We start from the raw sequence: 19,844 nt of genomic DNA, 5'->3' as shown, positions 1-19,844 counted from the left end.
TACCAATCGACGGGGCGCGCAAGGCGCCCCGCGTTATAAGCAGGCGGCGTGATGTTGAACAAATACCCTCTGTGGAAATACATCCTGATCCTGGCAGTGCTGGTGATCGGTTTTATTTATTCCGCACCCAATCTCTACCCTGATGACCCGGCTATCCAAGTCAGTGGCGCAAGCACTGCGCTGCAGGTCAACCAGGCTGATCTGGATCGCGTAAGCAAGGCGCTTACCGATGCTGGCATCGCGGTCAAGGGCGCGTCTCTGGCCGAGAATGGCAAGGGCGGTTTGTTGCGTCTGACCAAACAGGAAGACCAGCTGCCAGCCAAAGATGTCGCACGCAAGGCGCTGGGCGATGACTACGTTGTTGCGCTCAACCTGGCTCAGACCACGCCGAAATGGCTTCGCAGCATTGGCGCTACGCCGATGAAGCTGGGTCTCGACCTGTCCGGTGGCGTGCACTTCCTGCTCGAAGTCGACATGGATAAGGCGCTCAGTGCGCGCCTGAATGTCTACGAAGGCGAAGTGAAGAGCCTGCTGCGCAAGGAAAAAGTGCGTTATCGCAGCCTTCCGCAAGATAACGGCGCCATCCAGCTGGGCTTCAGCGATGCTGATACCCGCGAACAGGCCCGTGCGCTGATCCGTAAGGACTACACCGATTTCGATATCACCACGAGCGATCGCGGCGAGATGCCGATCCTGCGCCTGGCCATGACCCCAGCCAAGATCGCTGAAATCCGCGAATACTCGATCAAGCAAAACCTGACCACCGTGCGTAACCGGGTCAACGAGCTGGGCGTCGCCGAGCCGCTGGTTCAGCGTCAGGGCGCCAACCGCATCGTGGTTGAGCTGCCAGGTGTTCAAGACACCGCCGAAGCCAAGCGTATTCTCGGCAAGACCGCCAACCTTGAGTTCCGTCTGGGCGCAGGTCCCGACGACAACAAAGCCACTACCGAGATGTTCGAGTTCCGCGAAGGCGGTCGTCCTGCGGCGCCGGTCGAGCGTGGTCTGATCATCACCGGTGACCAGGTGACTGACGCCAAGGCCGGCTTTGACGAGCACGGCCGTCCTCAGGTGAACATCAAGCTGGACGGCCATGGTGGTGATCTGATGAGCCGCGCCACCCGCGCGAACGTCGGTCGCAGCATGGCAGTGATTTTCATCGAGCAGAAGCCGACCACCACCTACACCAAGCAGATGGTCAACGGCGTCGAAAAAGATGTGCCGGTCCAGACGTTCAAGGAAGAGAAGAAGATCATCAGCCTGGCGACCATTCAGTCGCCGCTGGGTGCTCAATTCCGCATCACCGGCCTGAACGGCGCGGGTGAGTCTTCCGAGCTGGCGCTGCTGCTGCGTGCCGGTGGTCTGGCTGCACCAATGTACTTCGCTGAAGAGCGCACCATTGGCCCGAGCCTGGGTGCCGACAACATCACCAAGGGTATTGATGCATCCCTGTGGGGCATGCTGTTCGTCTCGCTGTTCATCCTCGCCATCTACCGTTTCTTCGGTCTGATCGCGACGGTGGCGCTGGCCTTCAACATGGTCATGCTGCTGGCACTGATGTCGCTGCTGGGTGCAACGCTGACCCTGCCAGGCATCGCCGGTATCGTCTTGACGATGGGTATGGCGGTCGATGCGAACGTGCTGATCTTCTCGCGGATTCGTGAAGAGATTGCCAACGGCATGACGGTCCAGCGTGCGATCAACGAAGGCTTCGACCGCGCGTATACCGCGATCCTCGACGCCAACCTGACGACGCTGCTGGTCGGCGGCATTCTCTTCGCGATGGGCACAGGCCCGGTGAAGGGTTTTGCGGTCACCATGTCCCTCGGGATCTTTACCTCGATGTTCACAGCCATCATGGTGACCCGCGCAATGGTCAACCTGATCTTTGGCGGTCGTGACTTCAAGAAGTTGTGGATTTAAGGGGCTGCCATGAAACGTACGATCAACTTCATGGGCGTTCGCAACATTGCGTTCGCCATTACCATGCTTCTTACCGTTCTGGCGTTGTTCAGCTGGTTCTATAAAGGGCTGAACTTCGGTCTGGATTTCACTGGCGGCACGCTGATCGAGCTGACCTACGAGCGTCCGGCCGATCTGCACAAAGTGCGCGAAGAGCTGGTTGCGTCGGGTTACACCGAAGCCGTCGTGCAAAGCTTCGGTGCGACCACCGATCTGCTCGTTCGTATGCCGGGTGAAGATCCGCAGCTGGGCAGCCAGGTTGCCGAAGCGCTGCGCAAGACAGGTGCCGATAACCCGGTGACCGTCAAGCGCGTCGAGTTCGTCGGTCCGCAAGTGGGTGAAGAGCTTCGCGACCAGGGCGGGCTCGGCATGCTGCTGGCGCTGGGCGGCGTTCTCATTTACCTGGCCTTCCGCTTCCAGTGGAAGTTCGCAGTGGGTGCCATCGTCTCGCTGATTCACGACGTGGTGGTGACGATGGGTATCCTGTCGTTCTTCCAGGTGACCTTCGATCTGACTGTACTGGCTGCAGTGCTGGCGATCATCGGTTACTCGCTCAACGACACCATTGTGGTATTCGACCGGGTTCGCGAGAACTTCCGTCTGCTGCGCAAGGCTTCGCTGATCGAGAACATCAACATCTCCACCACGCAGACGTTGCTGCGGACCATGGCCACCTCGATCTCCACCTTGCTGGCGATCGTCGCGCTGTGGATCTTCGGCGGCGATAGCCTGCACGGGTTCTCGGTGGCGCTGTTCATTGGTGTTCTGGCGGGTACTTACTCGTCTATCTACATCGCCAACGTGGTGCTGATCTGGCTGAACCTGCGCAGCGAAGACTTGCTGCCACCGGTCACCGTCGACAAGGTGGATGACCGTCCGTAACCGATACTGGTAACCGGCCATCACTTAAAAAGGCGCGAGTATGAACTCGCGCCTTTTTTTATGCTCCAAGGCTGGGAGTAGCGCGAGCAATCGCGCTGAATATCGTCAGGAGGTTCACGTGAACAAGTCGTTGCTTATTGGTGCAGTATTGGGTGCTGTCGGTGTAACCGCCGGTGGTGCTTTGGCCACCTATAGCCTCGTAAAACAAAGCGGCCCAGAGTACGCAGACGTACTTGCCGTCGAGCCTGTGAAAGAACAAATCAAGACCCCGCGCCAAGTCTGCAAGGACGTTGCCGTCACTCACCGCGCGCCGGTGAAGGACGAGCATCAAATCGTGGGGAGTGTCATCGGTGCCGTAGCGGGTGGCCTGCTCGGCAACCAGGTCGGTGGCGGTACTGGCAAGAAGATTGCCACGGTCGCCGGTGCGGTCGGTGGTGGTTACGCCGGTAACAAGGTTCAGGAAGGCATGCAGAACCGCGATACCTACACAACGACCGAGTCGCGCTGCAACACCGTCAACGACATCAGCGACAAGGTGGTTGGCTACAACGTGAAGTACAAGCTCAACGACAAAGTTGGGCAGGTTCGTATGGACCGTGATCCAGGTAGCCAGATCCCCGTCAACAAGGACGGTCAGCTGGAGTTGAGTCAGGCGGGCCAGTAATAGCCTGTAGAGCTAATCAAAAAAAGCACCTTCGGGTGCTTTTTTGTTGCCCAGAGCACAGGCGTTCGGGCACAAAAAAAACCGGCACATGGCCGGTTTTTTGTACAGCGTGCTCGGCTTAGCGCTTCAGCGAAGCCGGCACGAACGGAGCGATCGAGGTGAGGACCGCTTTGAAGCATTTGGTGTTGCCGGCAACGATGTGGCCTTTTTCAAGGAAGTCGTGACCGCCGTTGAAATCGCTGACCAGACCGCCTGCTTCCTGAATGAGCAGGGCGCCTGCGGCCATGTCCCACTCCGACAGACCCGATTCCCAGAACGCATCGAAACGGCCTGCAGCCACGTAGGCCAGATCCAGGCTCGCAGCGCCGGCGCGACGGATACCGGCAGTCTGGCCCACCAGCGAACGGAACATGTTCATGTAGTTGTCGAGGTTATCGAGCTGGTTCTCGCGGAACGGGAAACCAGTGCCGAGCAGTGCGCCTTCAAGGCTCTTGCGCGGGCTGACACGCAGACGACGGCCGTTCAGGGCAGCGCCACGACCGCGGCTTGCGGTGAACTCTTCCTGGCGGACCGGATCCAGAACAACAGCGTGTTCAAGACGGCCGCGGTATTTGCACGCGATACTGACAGCAAAGTGAGGAACGCCACGCACGAAGTTGGTGGTGCCGTCGAGCGGATCGATGATCCAGAGGTAGTCGGTGCCTTCGCCGCTGCCTTCATGCAGGCCGCTTTCTTCGCCAAGGATGCCGTGGGTTGGATACGCCTTGCGCAATGCAGTGATGATGCTCTGCTCGGCGGCGCGATCGATTTCGGTTACGTAATCTTTCGCGTCTTTTTCGTCGACCTTGATGGTATCCAGGCGCTCGATGGAGCGGAAAATCAATTCGCTGGCGCTGCGGGCGGCGCGCAGCGCGATATTCAGCATGGGCTGCATGGATGGATCACCTAGGTCGTTAAAGAGAGCCGGCCATTCTATTGGTTCTCTTGGATGATTTCCAGCGCGAGTGCAGACTTTGCCGCGCGTCCGGTCGGCTTGGCGTGCGCAGGTCAGCGGTGCCCTATCACCTTTTAGTGGCGCATCCCGTGCGTGACGCGCAAGGTTCGTGGCGCCGATGGAAGCGCTTCTGTAACATTCGTCCCCCTTTTCACCTGCTAGCGAGACTTCACCAGTGCTGCAAAATATTCGTGTCGTCCTGGTCGGTACCAGTCATCCCGGAAATATCGGTGGCGCCGCGCGCGCCATGAAAAACATGGGCCTTTCGCGTCTGGTGCTGGTTGATCCCGCCATGTTTCCCCACCATGAAGCCGATGCGCGGGCGTCTGGCGCGGGCGACATCCTGGAAGGCGCGCAGGTCGTGGCGACGCTGGAAGATGCGTTGGCAGGCTGCAACCTGGTATTGGGCACCAGTGCCCGAGATCGCCGCATTCCCTGGCCGCTGCTCGACCCTCGCGAAGCGGGCGTCAAGACCGTGGAGCACGCCGCGCTGGGCGAAGAGATCGCACTGGTGTTCGGCCGTGAATACGCCGGCCTCACCAATGAAGAGCTGCAGCGCTGCCATTACCACGTGCACATTCCTTCGGACCCGGAATTCAGTTCGTTGAATCTGGCTGCCGCCGTGCAGGTGTTGAGTTACGAAACCCGCATGGCTTGGCTCGCGGCTGACGGGCAGGCAAGCAAGGTGGAGAAGTTCGAGGTCAACTCGGTGCGCAGTACCGAGCTGGCCACCATGGATGAGATGGAGAAATTCTATGAGCATCTTCAGTCCACACTGGTCACGATCGGCTTCCTTGATCCCGAGAAGCCGCGCCATCTGATGGCCCGGCTGCGTCGTCTATACGGGCGCTCTGCGGTCAATCGATCCGAGATGAGCATCTTGCGCGGCATCCTCACCGAGACCCAGAAAGCGGCCAACGGCGAACCCTACAAGCGGAAGGATCGGTGATGTTCGAGCGTCTGCGGGAAGACATCCAAAGCGTGTTCCATCGTGACCCGGCGGCACGAAATGCCTTTGAAGTGCTCACCTGCTATCCCGGCATGCACGCGATCTGGCTGCATCGGCTGTCCGGCTGGCTGTGGCGCAACGACCTGAAGTGGCCAGCGCGCATGGTTTCCAACTTCGGTCGCTGGCTGACCGGCATTGAAATCCATCCGGGCGCTAAAGTCGGCCGGCGTTTTTTCATCGATCACGGTATGGGCATCGTCATCGGCGAGACCGCCGAGATCGGCGATGACGTGACCCTTTACCAAGGCGTGACGCTGGGCGGCACAAGTTGGAACAAGGGTAAACGCCATCCGACTCTGGAGTCCGGTGTCGTGGTCGGTGCGGGTGCGAAGGTACTCGGGCCATTCACAGTGGGTGCCGGGGCGAAGGTCGGTTCCAACGCGGTGGTGACCAAGCCTGTGCCGGCGGGTGCGACTGTGGTGGGCATTCCCGGACGAATCATCGTCAAGTCTGACGACGAGGCCGAAGCCAAGCGCAAGGCGATCGCCGAAAAGCTCGGCTTCGATGCCTACGGCGTCAGCGAGGACATGCCTGATCCAGTGGCGCGCGCGATCGGGCAGTTGCTCGATCACCTGCAAGCGATGGACGTTCGTGTGGAAGACATGGGCAAGGCATTGAAGAGCCTGGGCGGCGAATATCGCGAGAAGGAATTGCCGGAGTTGCGTCAGGAAGTCTTCGACTGCATGAAAGAGCCTCGCCAGGCTGATGCTCCCCGGAAATGAAGCAGCGGCGCGGTTGCAGGCGGCACATGTGCCAATCCCCGCCGCGTTTTGCTATGATGCGGCCGCGATTTTGCGGGTAATCCCGACTGTTCCACTAGGTCTTATAGTTGACTTAAATACTCGGGAATAGCATACTCGCCCTCATTCCGAACCTCCGCGGTACACGCCATGCGACTGACTACAAAAGGCCGATACGCTGTCACTGCCATGCTCGATCTGGCATTGCATGCGCAGCATGGGCCAGTGTCCCTGGCCGATATCTCCGAGCGGCAAGGGATTTCCCTTTCCTACCTCGAGCAACTGTTCGCCAAGCTGCGCCGCGGCAACCTTGTTTCCAGCGTACGCGGTCCCGGCGGCGGTTATCAGTTGTCCCGCGACATGCAGGGCATTCAGGTGGCGCAGGTGATCGACGCGGTCAACGAATCGGTTGACGCGACGCGCTGCCAGGGGCTCGGTGATTGCCATGCTGGCGACACCTGTCTGACCCACCACTTGTGGTGCGACCTCAGTCAGCAGATTCACGAATTTCTAAGCGGTATCAGCCTGGCCGACCTCGTCACTCGCCGTGAAGTGCAAGAAGTCGCCCAACGTCAGGATCTGCGCCGTTGCGGTAGCAAGACGCAGCCACTGGACAAGATTGAAACATCCGCCGTTGAGTGAACGCAGATGAACGCGCGGCGCGCCTGCCCGATAGGAGATATTCAATGAGATTGCCGATTTACCTCGATTATTCCGCAACCACCCCGGTCGATCCGCGTGTTGCGCAGAAAATGAGCGACTGTTTGCTGGTGGATGGCAACTTCGGTAACCCGGCGTCGCGCTCCCACGTCTTTGGCTGGAAGGCTGAAGAGGCGGTAGAGAACGCGCGTCGTCAGGTCGCTGATCTGGTCAATGCCGACCCGCGCGAAATCGTATGGACTTCCGGTGCAACCGAGTCCAACAACCTCGCGATCAAGGGTGCTGCGCATTTCTATGCCTCCAAAGGCAAGCACCTGATCACCAGCAAAATCGAACACAAAGCCGTGCTCGACACCATGCGTCAGCTTGAGCGTGAAGGCTTTGAAGTCACCTACCTCGAGCCGACCGAAGATGGCCTGATCACTCCGGCCATGATCGAAGCTGTCCTGCGCGACGACACCGTTCTGGTCTCGATCATGCACGTCAACAACGAGATCGGTACGGTCAACGACATCGCAGCGATTGGCGAGATGACCCGTTCCCGCGGTGTTCTCTTTCACGTCGACGCAGCGCAGGCCACCGGCAAGGTTGAAATTGACCTGGCCAACCTCAAAGTTGATCTGATGTCGTTCTCGGCCCACAAGACCTACGGTCCTAAAGGCATTGGCGCACTGTGGGTCAGCCGCAAGCCACGTGTTCGCATCGAAGCCGAAATGCACGGTGGCGGTCACGAGCGTGGCATGCGTTCCGGTACGCTGGCGACGCACCAGATCGTTGGCATGGGCGAAGCGTTCCGTGTTGCCAAGGAAGACATGGCTGCCGAGAACGTTCGCATCAAAGCCTTGAGTGATCGCTTCTATCAGCAGGTTGCGCATCTGGAAGAGTTGTACGTCAACGGCAGCATGACTGCCCGTGTGCCGCACAATCTCAACCTGAGCTTCAACTATGTGGAAGGCGAGTCGCTGATCATGGCGCTTAAGGATCTGGCGGTATCGTCCGGCTCCGCATGCACCTCGGCTTCGCTCGAACCTTCCTACGTGCTGCGCGCTCTCGGTCGTAACGATGAGCTGGCACACAGCTCGATCCGTTTCACCTTCGGTCGCTTCACCACTGAAGAAGAGATCGACTACGCCGCGCAGAAAGTCTGCGAGGCTGTCACCAAGCTGCGCGCCTTGTCGCCGCTGTGGGACATGTTCAAAGACGGCGTCGACATCTCCAAGATCGAGTGGGCGGCGCACTAATTCAAAGTCGCCATTTCATGCGGCACTTTGAAAACCGGGTTTTCCAAGTGTCGTGAGAGCGACGTGTTGTATCTGATGAGGATTGCACCATGGCTTACAGCGAAAAGGTCATCGACCACTACGAAAATCCCCGCAACGTCGGCAAGATGAATGCGGAAGACCCTGATGTCGGCACCGGCATGGTCGGCGCGCCGGCATGCGGCGACGTCATGCGTCTGCAGATCAAGGTCAACGAACAAGGCATCATTGAGGACGCCAAGTTCAAGACCTACGGTTGCGGCTCTGCCATCGCGTCGAGCTCCCTGGCCACCGAGTGGATGAAGGGCAAGACTCTGGATGAAGCAGAGACCATCAAGAACACTCAGCTGGCTGAAGAACTGGCCCTGCCGCCAGTGAAAATCCACTGCTCCGTGCTCGCTGAAGACGCCATCAAGGCGGCCGTTCGCGACTACAAGCAGAAGAAAGGCCTGCTCTAAGCAGAGTCTGTTCCGCTGCGTTAAGTAACTTGCGTGAGGTAAGGAGTTCCGATGGCTATCAGCATGACCGAAGCGGCCGCCAACCATGTACGCCGCTCCCTCGATGGGCGTGGCAAGGGTGACGGCATTCGTCTGGGCGTTCGCACGACCGGTTGTTCAGGCCTTGCCTACGTGCTTGAGTTCGTCGATGAGCCGGAAAGCGAAGACACGGTGTTCGAGTATCACGGCGTCAAGGTGATCATCGATCCCAAGAGCCTGGTCTATCTTGACGGCACCGAGCTCGATTTCGTCAAGGAAGGGTTGAACGAAGGCTTCAAGTTCAACAATCCCAACTCGCGCGGTGAATGTGGCTGCGGCGAAAGCTTCAACGTCTGAGGCTTATTGTGGGTACTCCTTGTCACTTTGCTTTATTCGACCTGCAGCCGGGCTTCAATCTGGATCTCGACCTGCTGGCGACGCGTTACCGTGAGCTTGCCCGGAGCGTGCACCCCGACCGTTTTGCCGACGCCCCCGAGGCTGAGCAACGGGTTGCGCTGGAGCGCTCTGCCAGTCTGAACGACGCCTACCAAACGCTGAAGAATGCGCCCAAAAGGGCGCGTTACCTGCTCGCGCTGAAGGGCGAAGTTCCGCTGGAAGTCACCGTCCAGGATCCCGAGTTTCTGATGCAGCAGATGCAGTGGCGCGAAGAGCTCGAAGATCTTCAGGACGACGCGGATCTGGCGGGTGTCGCGGTATTCAAGCGCCGGCTCAAGGTTGCCCAGGAAGAACTGAACGAAAGCTTCGCGGCTTGTTGGGACGATGCTGCACAGCGAGAGCAGGCCGAAAGGCTGATGCGTCGCATGCAGTTCCTCGACAAGCTCTCCTACGAAGTGCGCCAGCTCGAAGAGCGCCTCGACGATTAACCCCGCGCCGTCCTTCTGGGGCGGCACGCCAGTGATATCAGAAAAGCAATGGCTCTACTGCAGATCGCCGAACCCGGCCAAGCTCCAAAACCTCATCAGCGTCGCCTGGCTGTCGGGATTGACCTCGGCACCACCAATTCGCTGGTGGCTGCCCTGCGCAGCGGCATCAGTGAGCCGCTTCCCGACGCAAACGGTCAGGTCATCCTGCCGTCTGCCGTTCGCTATCACGCCGAGCGCGTCGAAGTGGGCCAGTCGGCCAAGGACGCTGCGGCGACCGATCCGCTGAACACCATCATTTCCGTCAAACGCCTTATGGGTCGCGGGATCTCCGATGTGAAGCATTTGGGTGGGCAGTTGCCCTACCGTTTCACCGGTGGCGAGTCGCATATGCCGTTCATTGAGACGGTGCAGGGCCCGAAGAGCCCGGTTGAAGTGTCGGCTGACATCCTCAAGGTGCTGCGTCAGCGCGCTGAAGAAACACTGGGTGGCGAGCTGGTCGGCGCGGTCATCACCGTTCCTGCCTATTTCGATGACGCTCAGCGTCAGGCCACCAAAGACGCCGCGAAGCTGGCGGGTCTGACCGTCCTGCGCCTGCTCAACGAACCCACTGCAGCTGCCGTGGCGTATGGCCTGGATCAGAACGCCGAAGGCGTGGTCGCCATTTACGATCTGGGCGGCGGCACATTCGACATCTCGATCCTGCGGCTGACCGGCGGCGTGTTTGAAGTCATGGCCACCGGCGGCGACAGCGCGCTGGGCGGTGATGATTTCGACCACGCCATCGCGACGTGGATCATTGTTGAAGCCGGTCTGTCCGATGACCTCGATCCGGCTGCCCAGCGCCGTTTGATGCAGACGGCGTGCGCGGCGAAAGAATCCCTGACTGACGCCGATTCGGTCGAAGTCATCCATGGCGACTGGCAGGGCGTACTGACCCGCGGCGCATTCGATGCCCTTATCGAGCCGATGATCGCCCGCAGCCTTAAAGCCTGCCGTCGTGCCGTTCGCGATTGCGGCATCGAGCTGGATGAAGTCGAAGCCGTGGTCATGGTGGGCGGTTCCACCCGTGTCCCGCGTGTTCGCGAAGCCGTTGCCGAGCTGTTCGGCCGTCAGCCGTTGACCGAGATCGACCCGGATCAGGTAGTCGCCATCGGCGCTGCAATCCAGGCCGATACGCTGGCAGGCAACAAGCGTGATGGCGGCGAGTTGCTGCTGCTCGACGTGATCCCGTTGTCCCTGGGGCTGGAGACCATGGGCGGCCTGATGGAAAAGGTCATTCCGCGCAACACCACGATCCCGGTGGCCCGCGCCCAGGAGTTCACCACTTACAAAGACGGCCAGTCGGCCATGATGATCCACGTGCTGCAAGGCGAGCGTGAACTGATCAGCGACTGCCGTTCTCTGGCACGCTTCGACCTGCGTGGCATTCCCGCGATGGTCGCCGGCGCTGCGAAAATCCGCGTGACCTTCCAGGTCGACGCCGATGGCCTGCTCAGCGTGTCCGCCCGCGAGCTGGCTTCGGGCGTTGAGTCGAGCATTCAGGTCAAGCCTTCGTATGGCCTGACTGATGGCGAAATCACCCGCATGCTCAAGGATTCGTTCCAGTACGCCAGCGATGACATGGTGGCTCGCGCGCTGCGTGAACAGCAGGTCGACGCTCAGCGTTTGCTCGAGGCGGTCGAAGGCGCGTTGCAGGCTGATGGCGAGCGCTTGCTCGATGCCGAAGAGCGCATGGTCATCGACCTGCAGATGGAAGAACTTCGTGAATTGATGAAGGGCGATGACGGTCCGGCCATCGAGCTGCAGACCAAGCGTCTGTCGCAGGTGACCGATGCGTTCGCCGCCCGCCGCCTTGACTCGACGGTGAAAGCCGCGCTGTCAGGGCGCAACCTGAATGAGATTGAGGAATAACTGATGCCGCAGGTTACATTTCTGCCACACGCCGAGCATTGCCCGGACGGGATGGTTGTCGAGGCTGAAGTCGGCAAGTCGATTCTGGAACTCGCCCACGATCATCACATCGAGATCGAAAGCGCGTGCGGCGGCGTCTGCGCCTGCACCACTTGTCACTGCATCATTCGTGTGGGGTTCAACTCCCTCGAGGAAGCGGACGAGCTGGAAGAGGACTATCTTGATCGTGCGTGGGGTCTGGAAGCGCAGTCTCGCCTGGCGTGCCAGGCCAAGGTCGGTACGGAAGACCTGACTGTTGAGATCCCGAAATATTCGCTTAACCACGCTGCCGAAGCGCCGCACTGATCGAGAAGCTGTCATGAGTTACGGTTGGAATGACGTACAACGCATCGCTGAAGAACTCGCCGAGACCCATCCCGGCGTCGACCCGTATTCAGTAGGGTTTACCAAGCTGCAACTGATGATCAAGCAACTGCCGGATTTTGACGACACTTCTGGCCGCGTCGGCGAGAAAGTGCTCGAGGCGGTCCAGACGCTCTGGGCCGACGAAATCGACTGATCAGATTTGCACGTTAGGCAATAACATCAAACCCGCGTATAATTCGCGGGTTTAATTTTTCGCAATAATCACTGCTTCTGGAGTTACACCATGGCTGTTCAACGTACTTTCTCGATCATCAAGCCTGATGCTGTTGCCAAAAACGTCATCGGCGAGATCACCACCCGTTTCGAAAAAGCCGGTCTGCGCGTTGTCGCTTCGAAACTGAAGCAACTGTCCAAAGCCGAAGCAGAAGGTTTCTACGCTGAGCACAGCGCTCGTGGTTTCTTCGGTGATCTGGTTGCATTCATGATCTCCGGCCCGGTTGTCGTGCAGGTTCTGGAAGGCGAAAACGCTATCGCTCTGAACCGCGAACTGATGGGCGCTACCAACCCTAAAGAAGCCGCTGCCGGCACCATCCGTGCTGACTTCGCTGATTCCATCGACGCCAACGCTGTTCACGGCTCCGACTCCGAAGCCGCTGCTGCTCGTGAAATCTCGTACTTCTTCGCTGCTACCGAGGTAACCACTCGCTAAGCTATTGCTGCGAGTGAGGGTGAATCCATGACTGAATCAACTGGCAAAATCAACCTGTTGGGTCTGACCCGGCTGGAAATGGAAAAATTCTTCGAGTCTATCGGGGAGAAACGCTTCCGCGCCGGTCAGGTCATGAAGTGGATTCACCACTTTGGCGTCGATAACTTCGACGCCATGACGAACGTCGGCAAGGCCCTGCGCGAAAAGCTGCAGAGCCGTGCCGAAATTCGCGGTCCTGAAGTCGTCAGCGAGGACATCTCCACCGACGGCACCCGCAAATGGGTCGTCCGTGTCGAGTCCGGCAGCTGCGTCGAGACCGTTTACATTCCGCAAGGCAAGCGCGGCACCCTGTGTGTCTCGTCCCAGGCGGGTTGTGCGCTGGATTGCAGTTTCTGCTCCACCGGCAAACAAGGGTTCAACAGCAACCTTACCGCCGCCGAAGTCATCGGTCAGGTGTGGATTGCCAACAAATCTTTCGGCAGTGTCCCGGCTACCGTCGACCGTGCCATCACCAACGTGGTGATGATGGGGATGGGCGAGCCATTGCTGAACTTCGACAATGTCGTTTCCGCCATGCATCTGATGATGGATGACCTGGGGTATGGCATTTCCAAGCGCCGGGTGACGCTGTCCACCTCCGGCGTGGTGCCGATGATCGATGAGCTGTCCAAGCACATCGATGTCTCGCTGGCCCTTTCGCTGCACGCGCCCAATGACGCGCTGCGCAACCAGCTGGTGCCGATCAATAAAAAGTACCCCCTGAAAATGCTCCTCGAGTCCTGCCGCAACTACATGTCTGCGTTGGGCGAAAAGCGTGTGCTGACCATCGAGTACACGCTGCTCAAGGACATCAACGACAAGCCGGAGCACGCCATCGAGATGATCGAGCTGCTCAAGGACACGCCCTGCAAGGTCAACCTGATCCCGTTCAATCCGTTTCCGCATTCGGGCTATGAACGCCCCAGCAACAACGCGATCCGTCGTTTCCAGGATCTGCTGCATCAAGCCGGCTTCAACGTCACTGTGCGTACCACGCGCGGTGAAGACATCGATGCTGCCTGCGGCCAGTTGGTCGGGCAGGTCATGGACCGCACCCGTCGCAGCGAGCGCTATATCGCCGTGCGGGAGCTCAGTGCCGATGCCGACGTGGTGCAGGTCGCTTCCGCTCGCAATTGAATGCGAATTTGACTGAGAGGATCTCTATGTCCCTGCGCGTTGCGCTGCTGCTCTGTTTTGCCACGCTGCTGGTCGGTTGTGTGTCCACCGGCAACGTCGATCCGCTGAGTACCAGCAAGGGACGTGACGAGGCTCGTCAAGCTTATGTGCAGTTGGGGTTGGGCTATCTTCAGCAAGGCCAGATGGAACGAGCCAAGGCGCCTCTGAAAAAGGCGCTCGAGCTAAACGGCTCCGATGCGGACGCCAATGCCGCGCTGGCTCTGGTGTTTCAGGCCGAGATGGAACCGGAACTGGCGAACCAGTATTACGAAAAAGCGTTGTCGGCACGTTCCAAAGATGCGCGAATCCTCAACAATTACGGCAGTTTTCTCTACCAGCAAAAGCGTTACAAGGAAGCTTACGAGCGCTTCGAGCAGGCCGCTGAAGATAACCTCTACGCCGAGCGCGCCCGGGTGTTCGAAAACCTCGGCATGACGGCTGTGATGCTCGGCAATCGCGACGCTGCCCGTGAGCATTTCGACAAAGCGCTGCGCCTGGATCGTCAGCAGCCACGCGCGTTGCTGGAAATGGCTGAGTTGTCGTACGAAGACAGGCATTATGTGCCGGCGCGCGATTACTACGAGCGCTTCAGCCAGTTGAGCGAGCAGAATGCGCGAAGCCTCTTGCTCGGGACGCGGCTGGCGAAGGTGTTTGATGATCGCAACAAGGCAGCCAGTTACGGCTTGCTTCTAAAAAGACTCTATCCCGGTACGCCGGAATATCAGCAATACCTGTCGGAGCAATGATGAAAGCGGCGCATCCCGAAGTTGTAGCAGCCACTCGCACGAACCCAGGCGAAACATTGCGACAGGCCCGCGAGAGCAAGAACTGGTCGCTGCCAGATGTGGCGTTGAGGCTCAACCTCACCGTGACTTCCCTGACTCATCTGGAAGCAGGCGATTTCGACAAGCTCCCCGGTCATACCTTCGCCCGCGGCTATGTCCGTGCCTACGCCAAGCTGCTGGACCTTGATCAAGCTGCATTGGTCAGTGCGTTCGATCAGTACACCGGCACCGACGGCAAGGGCAGCAGCGTTCATGCGCTGGGCCGAATCGAAGAGCCGGTGCGCCTGTCCCACAATATCCTGCGCATCGTCAGCCTCTTGCTGCTCATCGCGTTGATCGGCGGCGGCTTCGTGTGGTGGCAGGATCAAGCCACCCTGCGCGGCAAGGAGCCGACCAATCTGGGCATGGAGCACGTCGAAGTCGAAAGCGCCGACGGCACCACCCAGATCCATCCGCTTGACGAGCCGGAAGATCAAGCTGTGGCTCAAGGTCAGACCGCGCTGCCGTTAAATAACGCCGAGCCTGCGTCCGCGCCTGAAGCGCCTGCTTCATCCAGCAGCGCGTCCAGCGGCACGGGCACTGTTGCAGGCGCTGTTGTTCCCCACAGCACATCAATCACCGCTCCGGTAATGCCTGCGCATACCGCGTCGACGCCAACCGCGCCGGTCACGACCGTAGCGCCAACGCCTGCGACAACCGCGCCCGTCAACGCCGCCCCGAGCGCAACCGCTGACGCCGCGACAGTACCGGCAGGTGCCGGCCGCGTGCAGGTTCAGTTTGTGAATGATTGCTGGACCCAGGTCACCGACGGCAATGGCAAAGTGCTGATCAGCGGTCTCAAGAAAAAAGGCGACAGTCTTGACGTCAATGGCAAGCCGCCGCTGACCCTGCGCCTGGGCTTCGCTCGCGGCGCGCAAGTGAGCTACAACGGTCAGCCGGTTGATGTGGCACCTTTCACCAGTGGCGAAACTGCTCGCCTGAAGCTAGGGCAATAAGTCATGCACGGCGAATCTCCGATCAAACGTCGCGAATCTCGTAAAATCTGGGTCGGCTCGGTGCCGGTCGGTGGCGATGCCCCGATCGCAGTGCAGAGCATGACCAACAGCGACACCAATGACGTCGCGGCCACGGTGGCGCAGATCAACCGTCTGGAAGCCGCCGGCGTGGACATCGTCCGCGTCTCGGTGCCGGACATGGACGCTGCCGAGGCCTTTGGCCGTATCAAGCAGTTGGTCAAGGTCCCGCTGGTCGCGGACATCCACTTCGATTATCGAATCGCCCTGCGCGTTGCCGAGCTGGGCGTCGATTGCCTGCGCATCAACCCGGGCAACATCGGCCGCGAAGACCGCGTCCGCGCGGTGGTTGAAGCGGCCCGTGATCGCGGCATTCCGATCCGCATCGGCGTCAACGCCGGTTCGCTGGAAAAAGACCTGCAGAAGAAGTACGGCGAGCCAACGCCGGCGGCTTTGGTCGAGTCCGCGCTGCGGCACGTCGAGCATCTGGACCGTCTGGATTTCCAGGACTTCAAGGTCAGCGTCAAGGCCTCCGATGTGTTCATGGCGGTCGAGGCTTATCGCCTCCTTGCCAAACAAATCATCCAGCCATTGCACCTGGGTATCACCGAAGCGGGCGGTTTGCGCTCAGGCACAGTGAAATCGGCCGTCGGCCTAGGTATGCTGCTGGCCGAAGGGATCGGCGATACCATTCGGATTTCGCTGGCTGCCGATCCGGTTGAAGAAGTGAAGGTCGGTTACGACATCCTCAAGTCGCTGCGTCTGCGTTCCCGTGGCATCAACTTCATCGCCTGCCCGAGCTGCTCGCGGCAGAACTTCGATGTGGTCAAGACCATGAACGAGCTGGAAGGGCGCCTTGAAGATTTGCTGGTCCCGCTGGATGTTGCGGTGATCGGTTGCGTGGTAAACGGTCCCGGCGAGGCGAAAGAAGCCCACGTTGGTCTGACCGGAGGCACGCCGAACCTGATCTACATCGATGGCAAGCCGGCGCAAAAGCTGACAAATGACAATCTGGTGGAACAGCTTGAACGCTTGATCCGCCAGAGAGCGGCCGAAAAGGTCGAGGCCGACGCAGCGCTGATCGCGCGCGGCTAACCCAGTTTCCAAGGAATATTTGTGAGTAAGTCTCTGCAAGCCATTCGTGGCATGAACGACATCCTGCCGGATCAAACGCCGCTGTGGCGCTACTTCGAAGGCACCGTATCGCGTTTACTGGATAACTACGGTTATCGCCAGATCCGCATGCCGATCGTCGAGTTCACCGACCTGTTCAAACGCTCCATCGGCGAAGTCACCGACATCGTCGAAAAAGAGATGTATACCTTCGCCGACCGCAATGGCGATTCGCTGACCCTGCGCCCTGAAGGCACGGCGGCCTGCGTGCGTGCGGTCCTCGAGCACGGCATCACCGGCGGCGGTCAGGTGCAGAAACTCTGGTACATCGGCCCGATGTTCCGCCACGAGCGTCCGCAAAAAGGCCGTTATCGTCAGTTTCACCAGATCGGCGTCGAGGTGTTCAACCTCGATGGTCCGGACATCGACGCCGAGCTGATCGTCCTGACCTGGCGCCTGTGGGGCCTGCTGGGTATCCGCAATGCCGTCAAACTGGAACTCAACAGCCTGGGCACCAGTGAAGCCCGCGGCCGTTATCGTGAAGCGCTGGTCGAGTATCTCTCGGCGCGTCACGAGCAACTGGACGAAGACAGCCAACGCCGTCTGAAAACCAACCCGCTGCGTGTGCTCGATACCAAACATCCTGAAACCCAGGCTCTGCTGGCCGATGCACCCAAGCTGGCAGATTATCTTGACGACGAATCCCGGGTTCACTTCGAAGGCCTGAAGGCGCGTCTCGACGCGGCGGGCATTCCGTACGTGATCAACCCGAAGCTGGTTCGCGGCCTGGATTACTACAGCAAAACCGTATTCGAGTGGGTCACTGACCAGCTCGGCGCTCAGGGCACTGTCTGTGCGGGCGGCCGTTACGACGGTCTGGTTGAGCAGATGGGCGGCAAACCGACGTCGGGCGTGGGCTTTGCCATGGGCATCGAACGTCTGGTACTGCTGCTGGAAACCCTTGAGCAGATCCCTGAAGAGATCGCCCGTACGGTCGACGTTTACGTTTGCGCGTTCGGCGAGGCCGCCGAGCTGGCAGCGCTGACGCTGTCCGAGCGCTTGCGCGATCAGGCGCCGAACCTGCGTCTGCAAGTCAATGCCGGTGCTGGCAGCTTCAAGAGCCAGTTCAAGAAGGCCGACAAGAGCGGCGCGCTGTACGCGCTGATCCTTGGCGACGAAGAGCTGGCGCGCAAGGAAGTGGGCGTCAAGCCGCTGCGTGGTCAGGGCGAGCAACAAAATATTGCCTGGGATGCTCTGTCCGAGCACCTGGCCACCTGCATCTCGCAGGGTTGAAGCAGATAAAAGCCGATTTAGCGAATAGGAGTATTGGGGTGTCGAGTACCGATGATGATGAGCTGGTTGCCGTAAAGGACTGGTGGCAGCGTAACGGCAAGCCTCTGGTGACCGGCGGCCTGCTGGCGGTGATCGTGGTGTTGGGCTGGCAAGGCTGGCAGCGCTATCAGAACAACCAGGCGCAAGGTGCTTCGGCGCTGTATCAGCAATTACTGGAAACCGCACTGACGCCAAGCGGCCAGGCTGACGCAGGCCGTGTGGCCGAGATCGCCGGCAAGCTGAAAAGCGATTTCGGCGGCACCGCGTATGCGCAGTACGGCAGCCTGTTCGTGGCCAAAGTGGCTGTGGACACCGGCAAGCTGGATGACGCTGCGAACGAGCTCAAATCCGTGACCGACAAGCCGGCCAACGCGACCCTGGGTGAAATCGCCCGTCAGCGTCTGGCTCGTGTGCTCGCTGCACAGAACAAGGCCGAAGACGCGCTGAAGCTGCTCGACGGTCAGGCCGACACGTCGTTCGCGGCCAGCCGAGAAGAGCTGCGCGGTGACCTGCTGGTTCAGCTGGGTCGTACCGATGATGCCTACGCTGCATACAAGAAGGCCAAGGCGGCGCTTTCCGAAGAAGCGGCTGTTGGCGGTCTGCAAATGAAGCTCGACGATCTGGCGAAAGGGGATGCGTGACGTGATTCGTTGGAAACATGCAGCATTGCTGGCTCTGGCCATTCTGGCCGCGGGTTGCAGCAGCAACAGCAAAAAAGAGCTGCCTCCGGCAGAGCTCGTCGACTTCAAACAGGAAGTGACCCTGCAGAAGTTGTGGAGCCGTTCCGTCGGTGACGGTCAGGGCGACATCTACAACATGCTGGTTCCGGCCATCGACGGCGAGAACATCTACGCTGCCGATGCGAACGGTCTGGTCATGGCGATCAATCGCAGCAGCGGCGACGTGGTCTGGAAAAAAGAGCTTGAGCAACCAGTTTCCGGCGCCGTCGGCGTAGGTTTCGGTCTGGTCATGCTCGGCACGTTGCGTGGCGAAGTCATCGTCCTCGATGAGGCCACCGGCGAGCAGAAGTGGAAAGCCAAGGCGACCAGCGAAGTGCTGTCCGCTCCGGCCACCAACGGCAGTGTCGTGGTTGCCCAGACTCAGGATGACCGGGTTATCGGTTATGACGCCATCACTGGCGATCAGCGCTGGATCTACGAAAGCAGCCCGGCTGTTCTGACGCTGCGTGGCACCGGTGCGCCGATCGCGACCTCGTCGCTGGCCATCGCAGGCTTGTCCACCGGCAAGGTTGTGGCGCTGGACATCAACAACGGCGTCCCGGCCTGGGAGCAGCGCGTTGCCGTTCCGACAGGTCGTTCCGAGCTGGATCGCGTGGTCGACATCGACGGCGGCTTGCTGCTGTCCGGCAACACGCTGTACGTCGCAACCTACCAGGGTCGTGTAGCCGGTCTGGAGCTGCAGAGCGGCCGCGTGCTGTGGCAGCGTGATGCCTCAAGCTATTCGGGCGTGGCGCAAGGCTTCGGCAGCGTTTACGTCTCGCTGGCCAACGGCACCGTGGAAGGCATCGATGAGCGCTCTTCCACCGGTCTGTGGAGCAACGACTCGCTGGCCCGTCGTCAACTCGGCGCGCCGGAAGTGTTCTCCAGTTACGTCGCGGTCGGTGACATGGAAGGTTATCTGCACCTGCTGAGCCAGGTCGATGGCCATTTCGTCGCCCGTGAAAAGATTGACAGCGATGGCTTGCGTGCACGCCCGCTGGTCTCCGGCAGCACCATTTATGTCTTTGGCAACAGCGGCAAGCTGGAAGCCCTGACGATCAAGTAGTGGCTGCCTATGCTTGAGGAGGTCGTTTTTCGGCTTCCCCAGGCGGCCCCGGTTTAATGGGGCCTGCGACGCTTCGGTGTCGCTCCGA

General features: G+C 59.8%; 21 protein-coding genes and 2 pseudogenes. 22 read left to right on the top strand and 1 reads right to left on the bottom strand.

Annotated features, from left to right (window positions below; all coding sequences use genetic code 11):
• The first annotated feature begins 51 nt into the window (after positions 1-51).
• The 3 genes from secD (at position 52) to QMX88_RS14295 (ending at position 3,505) form a co-directional block, all read left to right on the top strand.
• Entirely contained in the window at positions 52-1,920 is a 1,869-nt protein-coding gene (gene secD / locus QMX88_RS14305) for a protein translocase subunit SecD (RefSeq protein WP_205484673.1), read from the top strand.
• Between the two features lie 9 nt (positions 1,921-1,929).
• Positions 1,930-2,841 (top strand): protein translocase subunit SecF, encoded by a 912-nt coding sequence (secF, locus tag QMX88_RS14300; protein ID WP_192170736.1) that lies wholly within the window; start codon positions 1,930-1,932, stop codon positions 2,839-2,841.
• Positions 2,842-2,959: 118 nt separating this feature from the next.
• The gene (locus QMX88_RS14295; protein ID WP_133776208.1) at positions 2,960-3,505 is read left to right on the top strand and encodes a glycine zipper 2TM domain-containing protein; all 546 of its coding nucleotides are present in this window, start codon (positions 2,960-2,962) and stop codon (positions 3,503-3,505) included.
• Positions 3,506-3,623: 118 nt separating this feature from the next.
• Here the strand turns inward: QMX88_RS14295 and suhB are convergent, their stop codons facing one another.
• Complete coding sequence (gene suhB, locus QMX88_RS14290; protein ID WP_074886357.1) at positions 3,624-4,439, bottom strand: type III secretion system regulator SuhB; 816 nt, start codon at positions 4,437-4,439, stop codon at positions 3,624-3,626.
• Positions 4,440-4,674: 235 nt separating this feature from the next.
• On the opposite strand from suhB, the gene trmJ reads away from it, so the two are divergent.
• The 19 genes and pseudogenes from trmJ to bamB all read left to right on the top strand — a co-directional run bounded on the left by trmJ (position 4,675) and on the right by bamB (position 19,756).
• A complete protein-coding gene (gene trmJ / locus QMX88_RS14285) occupies positions 4,675-5,448 on the top strand; it encodes a tRNA (cytosine(32)/uridine(32)-2'-O)-methyltransferase TrmJ (RefSeq protein WP_282370324.1) in 774 nt (257 codons plus the stop codon).
• Entirely contained in the window at positions 5,448-6,230 is a 783-nt protein-coding gene (gene cysE / locus QMX88_RS14280) for a serine O-acetyltransferase (protein WP_192170737.1), read from the top strand. The genes trmJ and cysE overlap by 1 nt, the downstream gene beginning before the upstream one ends.
• 168 nt (positions 6,231-6,398) lie before the next feature.
• On the top strand, positions 6,399-6,890 hold the full coding sequence (iscR, locus tag QMX88_RS14275) for a Fe-S cluster assembly transcriptional regulator IscR (RefSeq protein ID WP_172610826.1): 492 nt from the start codon (positions 6,399-6,401) through the stop codon (positions 6,888-6,890).
• Between the two features lie 44 nt (positions 6,891-6,934).
• Positions 6,935-8,149 carry an IscS subfamily cysteine desulfurase gene (locus tag QMX88_RS14270; protein WP_172610828.1) on the top strand — a complete coding sequence of 405 codons (1,215 nt, stop codon included), beginning with the start codon at positions 6,935-6,937 and terminating at the stop codon, positions 8,147-8,149.
• 89 nt (positions 8,150-8,238) lie between these two features.
• Positions 8,239-8,625, top strand: coding sequence for a Fe-S cluster assembly scaffold IscU (iscU, locus tag QMX88_RS14265; RefSeq protein WP_062383507.1), 387 nt, complete (start codon positions 8,239-8,241; stop codon positions 8,623-8,625).
• Between the two features lie 51 nt (positions 8,626-8,676).
• A complete protein-coding gene (iscA, locus tag QMX88_RS14260; protein WP_065990022.1) occupies positions 8,677-9,000 on the top strand; it encodes an iron-sulfur cluster assembly protein IscA in 324 nt (107 codons plus the stop codon).
• Positions 9,001-9,008: 8 nt separating this feature from the next.
• Positions 9,009-9,527 (top strand): co-chaperone HscB, encoded by a 519-nt coding sequence (gene hscB, locus QMX88_RS14255; protein WP_172610830.1) that lies wholly within the window; start codon positions 9,009-9,011, stop codon positions 9,525-9,527.
• A 48-nt stretch (positions 9,528-9,575) separates the two neighbouring features.
• Positions 9,576-11,438 (top strand): Fe-S protein assembly chaperone HscA, encoded by a 1,863-nt coding sequence (hscA, locus tag QMX88_RS14250; protein WP_282370307.1) that lies wholly within the window; start codon positions 9,576-9,578, stop codon positions 11,436-11,438.
• Between the two features lie 3 nt (positions 11,439-11,441).
• Positions 11,442-11,783 (top strand): ISC system 2Fe-2S type ferredoxin, encoded by a 342-nt coding sequence (fdx, locus tag QMX88_RS14245; protein ID WP_192170739.1) that lies wholly within the window; start codon positions 11,442-11,444, stop codon positions 11,781-11,783.
• Between the two features lie 13 nt (positions 11,784-11,796).
• Complete coding sequence (gene iscX, locus QMX88_RS14240; protein WP_108120869.1) at positions 11,797-11,997, top strand: Fe-S cluster assembly protein IscX; 201 nt, start codon at positions 11,797-11,799, stop codon at positions 11,995-11,997.
• A 90-nt stretch (positions 11,998-12,087) separates the two neighbouring features.
• Positions 12,088-12,513, top strand: a complete 426-nt coding sequence (gene ndk / locus QMX88_RS14235; RefSeq protein WP_007916882.1) for a nucleoside-diphosphate kinase — start codon at positions 12,088-12,090, stop codon at positions 12,511-12,513.
• A gap of 27 nt (positions 12,514-12,540) precedes the next feature.
• Positions 12,541-13,689 carry a 23S rRNA (adenine(2503)-C(2))-methyltransferase RlmN gene (gene rlmN / locus QMX88_RS14230; RefSeq protein WP_133776200.1) on the top strand — a complete coding sequence of 383 codons (1,149 nt, stop codon included), beginning with the start codon at positions 12,541-12,543 and terminating at the stop codon, positions 13,687-13,689.
• Positions 13,690-13,715: 26 nt separating this feature from the next.
• Positions 13,716-14,474, top strand: coding sequence for a type IV pilus biogenesis/stability protein PilW (pilW, locus tag QMX88_RS14225; RefSeq protein ID WP_192170741.1), 759 nt, complete (start codon positions 13,716-13,718; stop codon positions 14,472-14,474).
• Positions 14,474-15,062: pseudogene (locus tag QMX88_RS29715) on the top strand (helix-turn-helix domain-containing protein); the annotation flags it as partial. The gene pilW and the pseudogene QMX88_RS29715, both read left to right, overlap by 1 nt.
• A gap of 92 nt (positions 15,063-15,154) precedes the next feature.
• Positions 15,155-15,508, top strand: a pseudogene (locus QMX88_RS29710) (DUF4115 domain-containing protein); the annotation flags it as partial.
• Between the two features lie 3 nt (positions 15,509-15,511).
• Positions 15,512-16,621 carry a flavodoxin-dependent (E)-4-hydroxy-3-methylbut-2-enyl-diphosphate synthase gene (ispG, locus tag QMX88_RS14215; RefSeq protein ID WP_065990008.1) on the top strand — a complete coding sequence of 370 codons (1,110 nt, stop codon included), beginning with the start codon at positions 15,512-15,514 and terminating at the stop codon, positions 16,619-16,621.
• A gap of 21 nt (positions 16,622-16,642) precedes the next feature.
• Positions 16,643-17,932 carry a histidine--tRNA ligase gene (gene hisS / locus QMX88_RS14210; RefSeq protein WP_282370300.1) on the top strand — a complete coding sequence of 430 codons (1,290 nt, stop codon included), beginning with the start codon at positions 16,643-16,645 and terminating at the stop codon, positions 17,930-17,932.
• Positions 17,933-17,970: 38 nt separating this feature from the next.
• A complete protein-coding gene (locus tag QMX88_RS14205; RefSeq protein WP_192170744.1) occupies positions 17,971-18,612 on the top strand; it encodes a tetratricopeptide repeat protein in 642 nt (213 codons plus the stop codon).
• A complete protein-coding gene (bamB, locus tag QMX88_RS14200; protein ID WP_282370296.1) occupies positions 18,605-19,756 on the top strand; it encodes an outer membrane protein assembly factor BamB in 1,152 nt (383 codons plus the stop codon). Before QMX88_RS14205 ends, bamB begins: the two co-directional genes overlap by 8 nt.
• The last annotated feature ends 88 nt before the right edge of the window (positions 19,757-19,844 follow it).

The sequence above is a fragment of the Pseudomonas sp. PS02290 genome (assembly GCF_029960075.1).
In the GTDB taxonomy this organism is placed as follows: domain Bacteria; phylum Pseudomonadota; class Gammaproteobacteria; order Pseudomonadales; family Pseudomonadaceae; genus Aquipseudomonas.
Note: the sequence above shows the minus strand (reverse complement) of the source record. Positions and strands in the feature narration are given on the sequence as shown.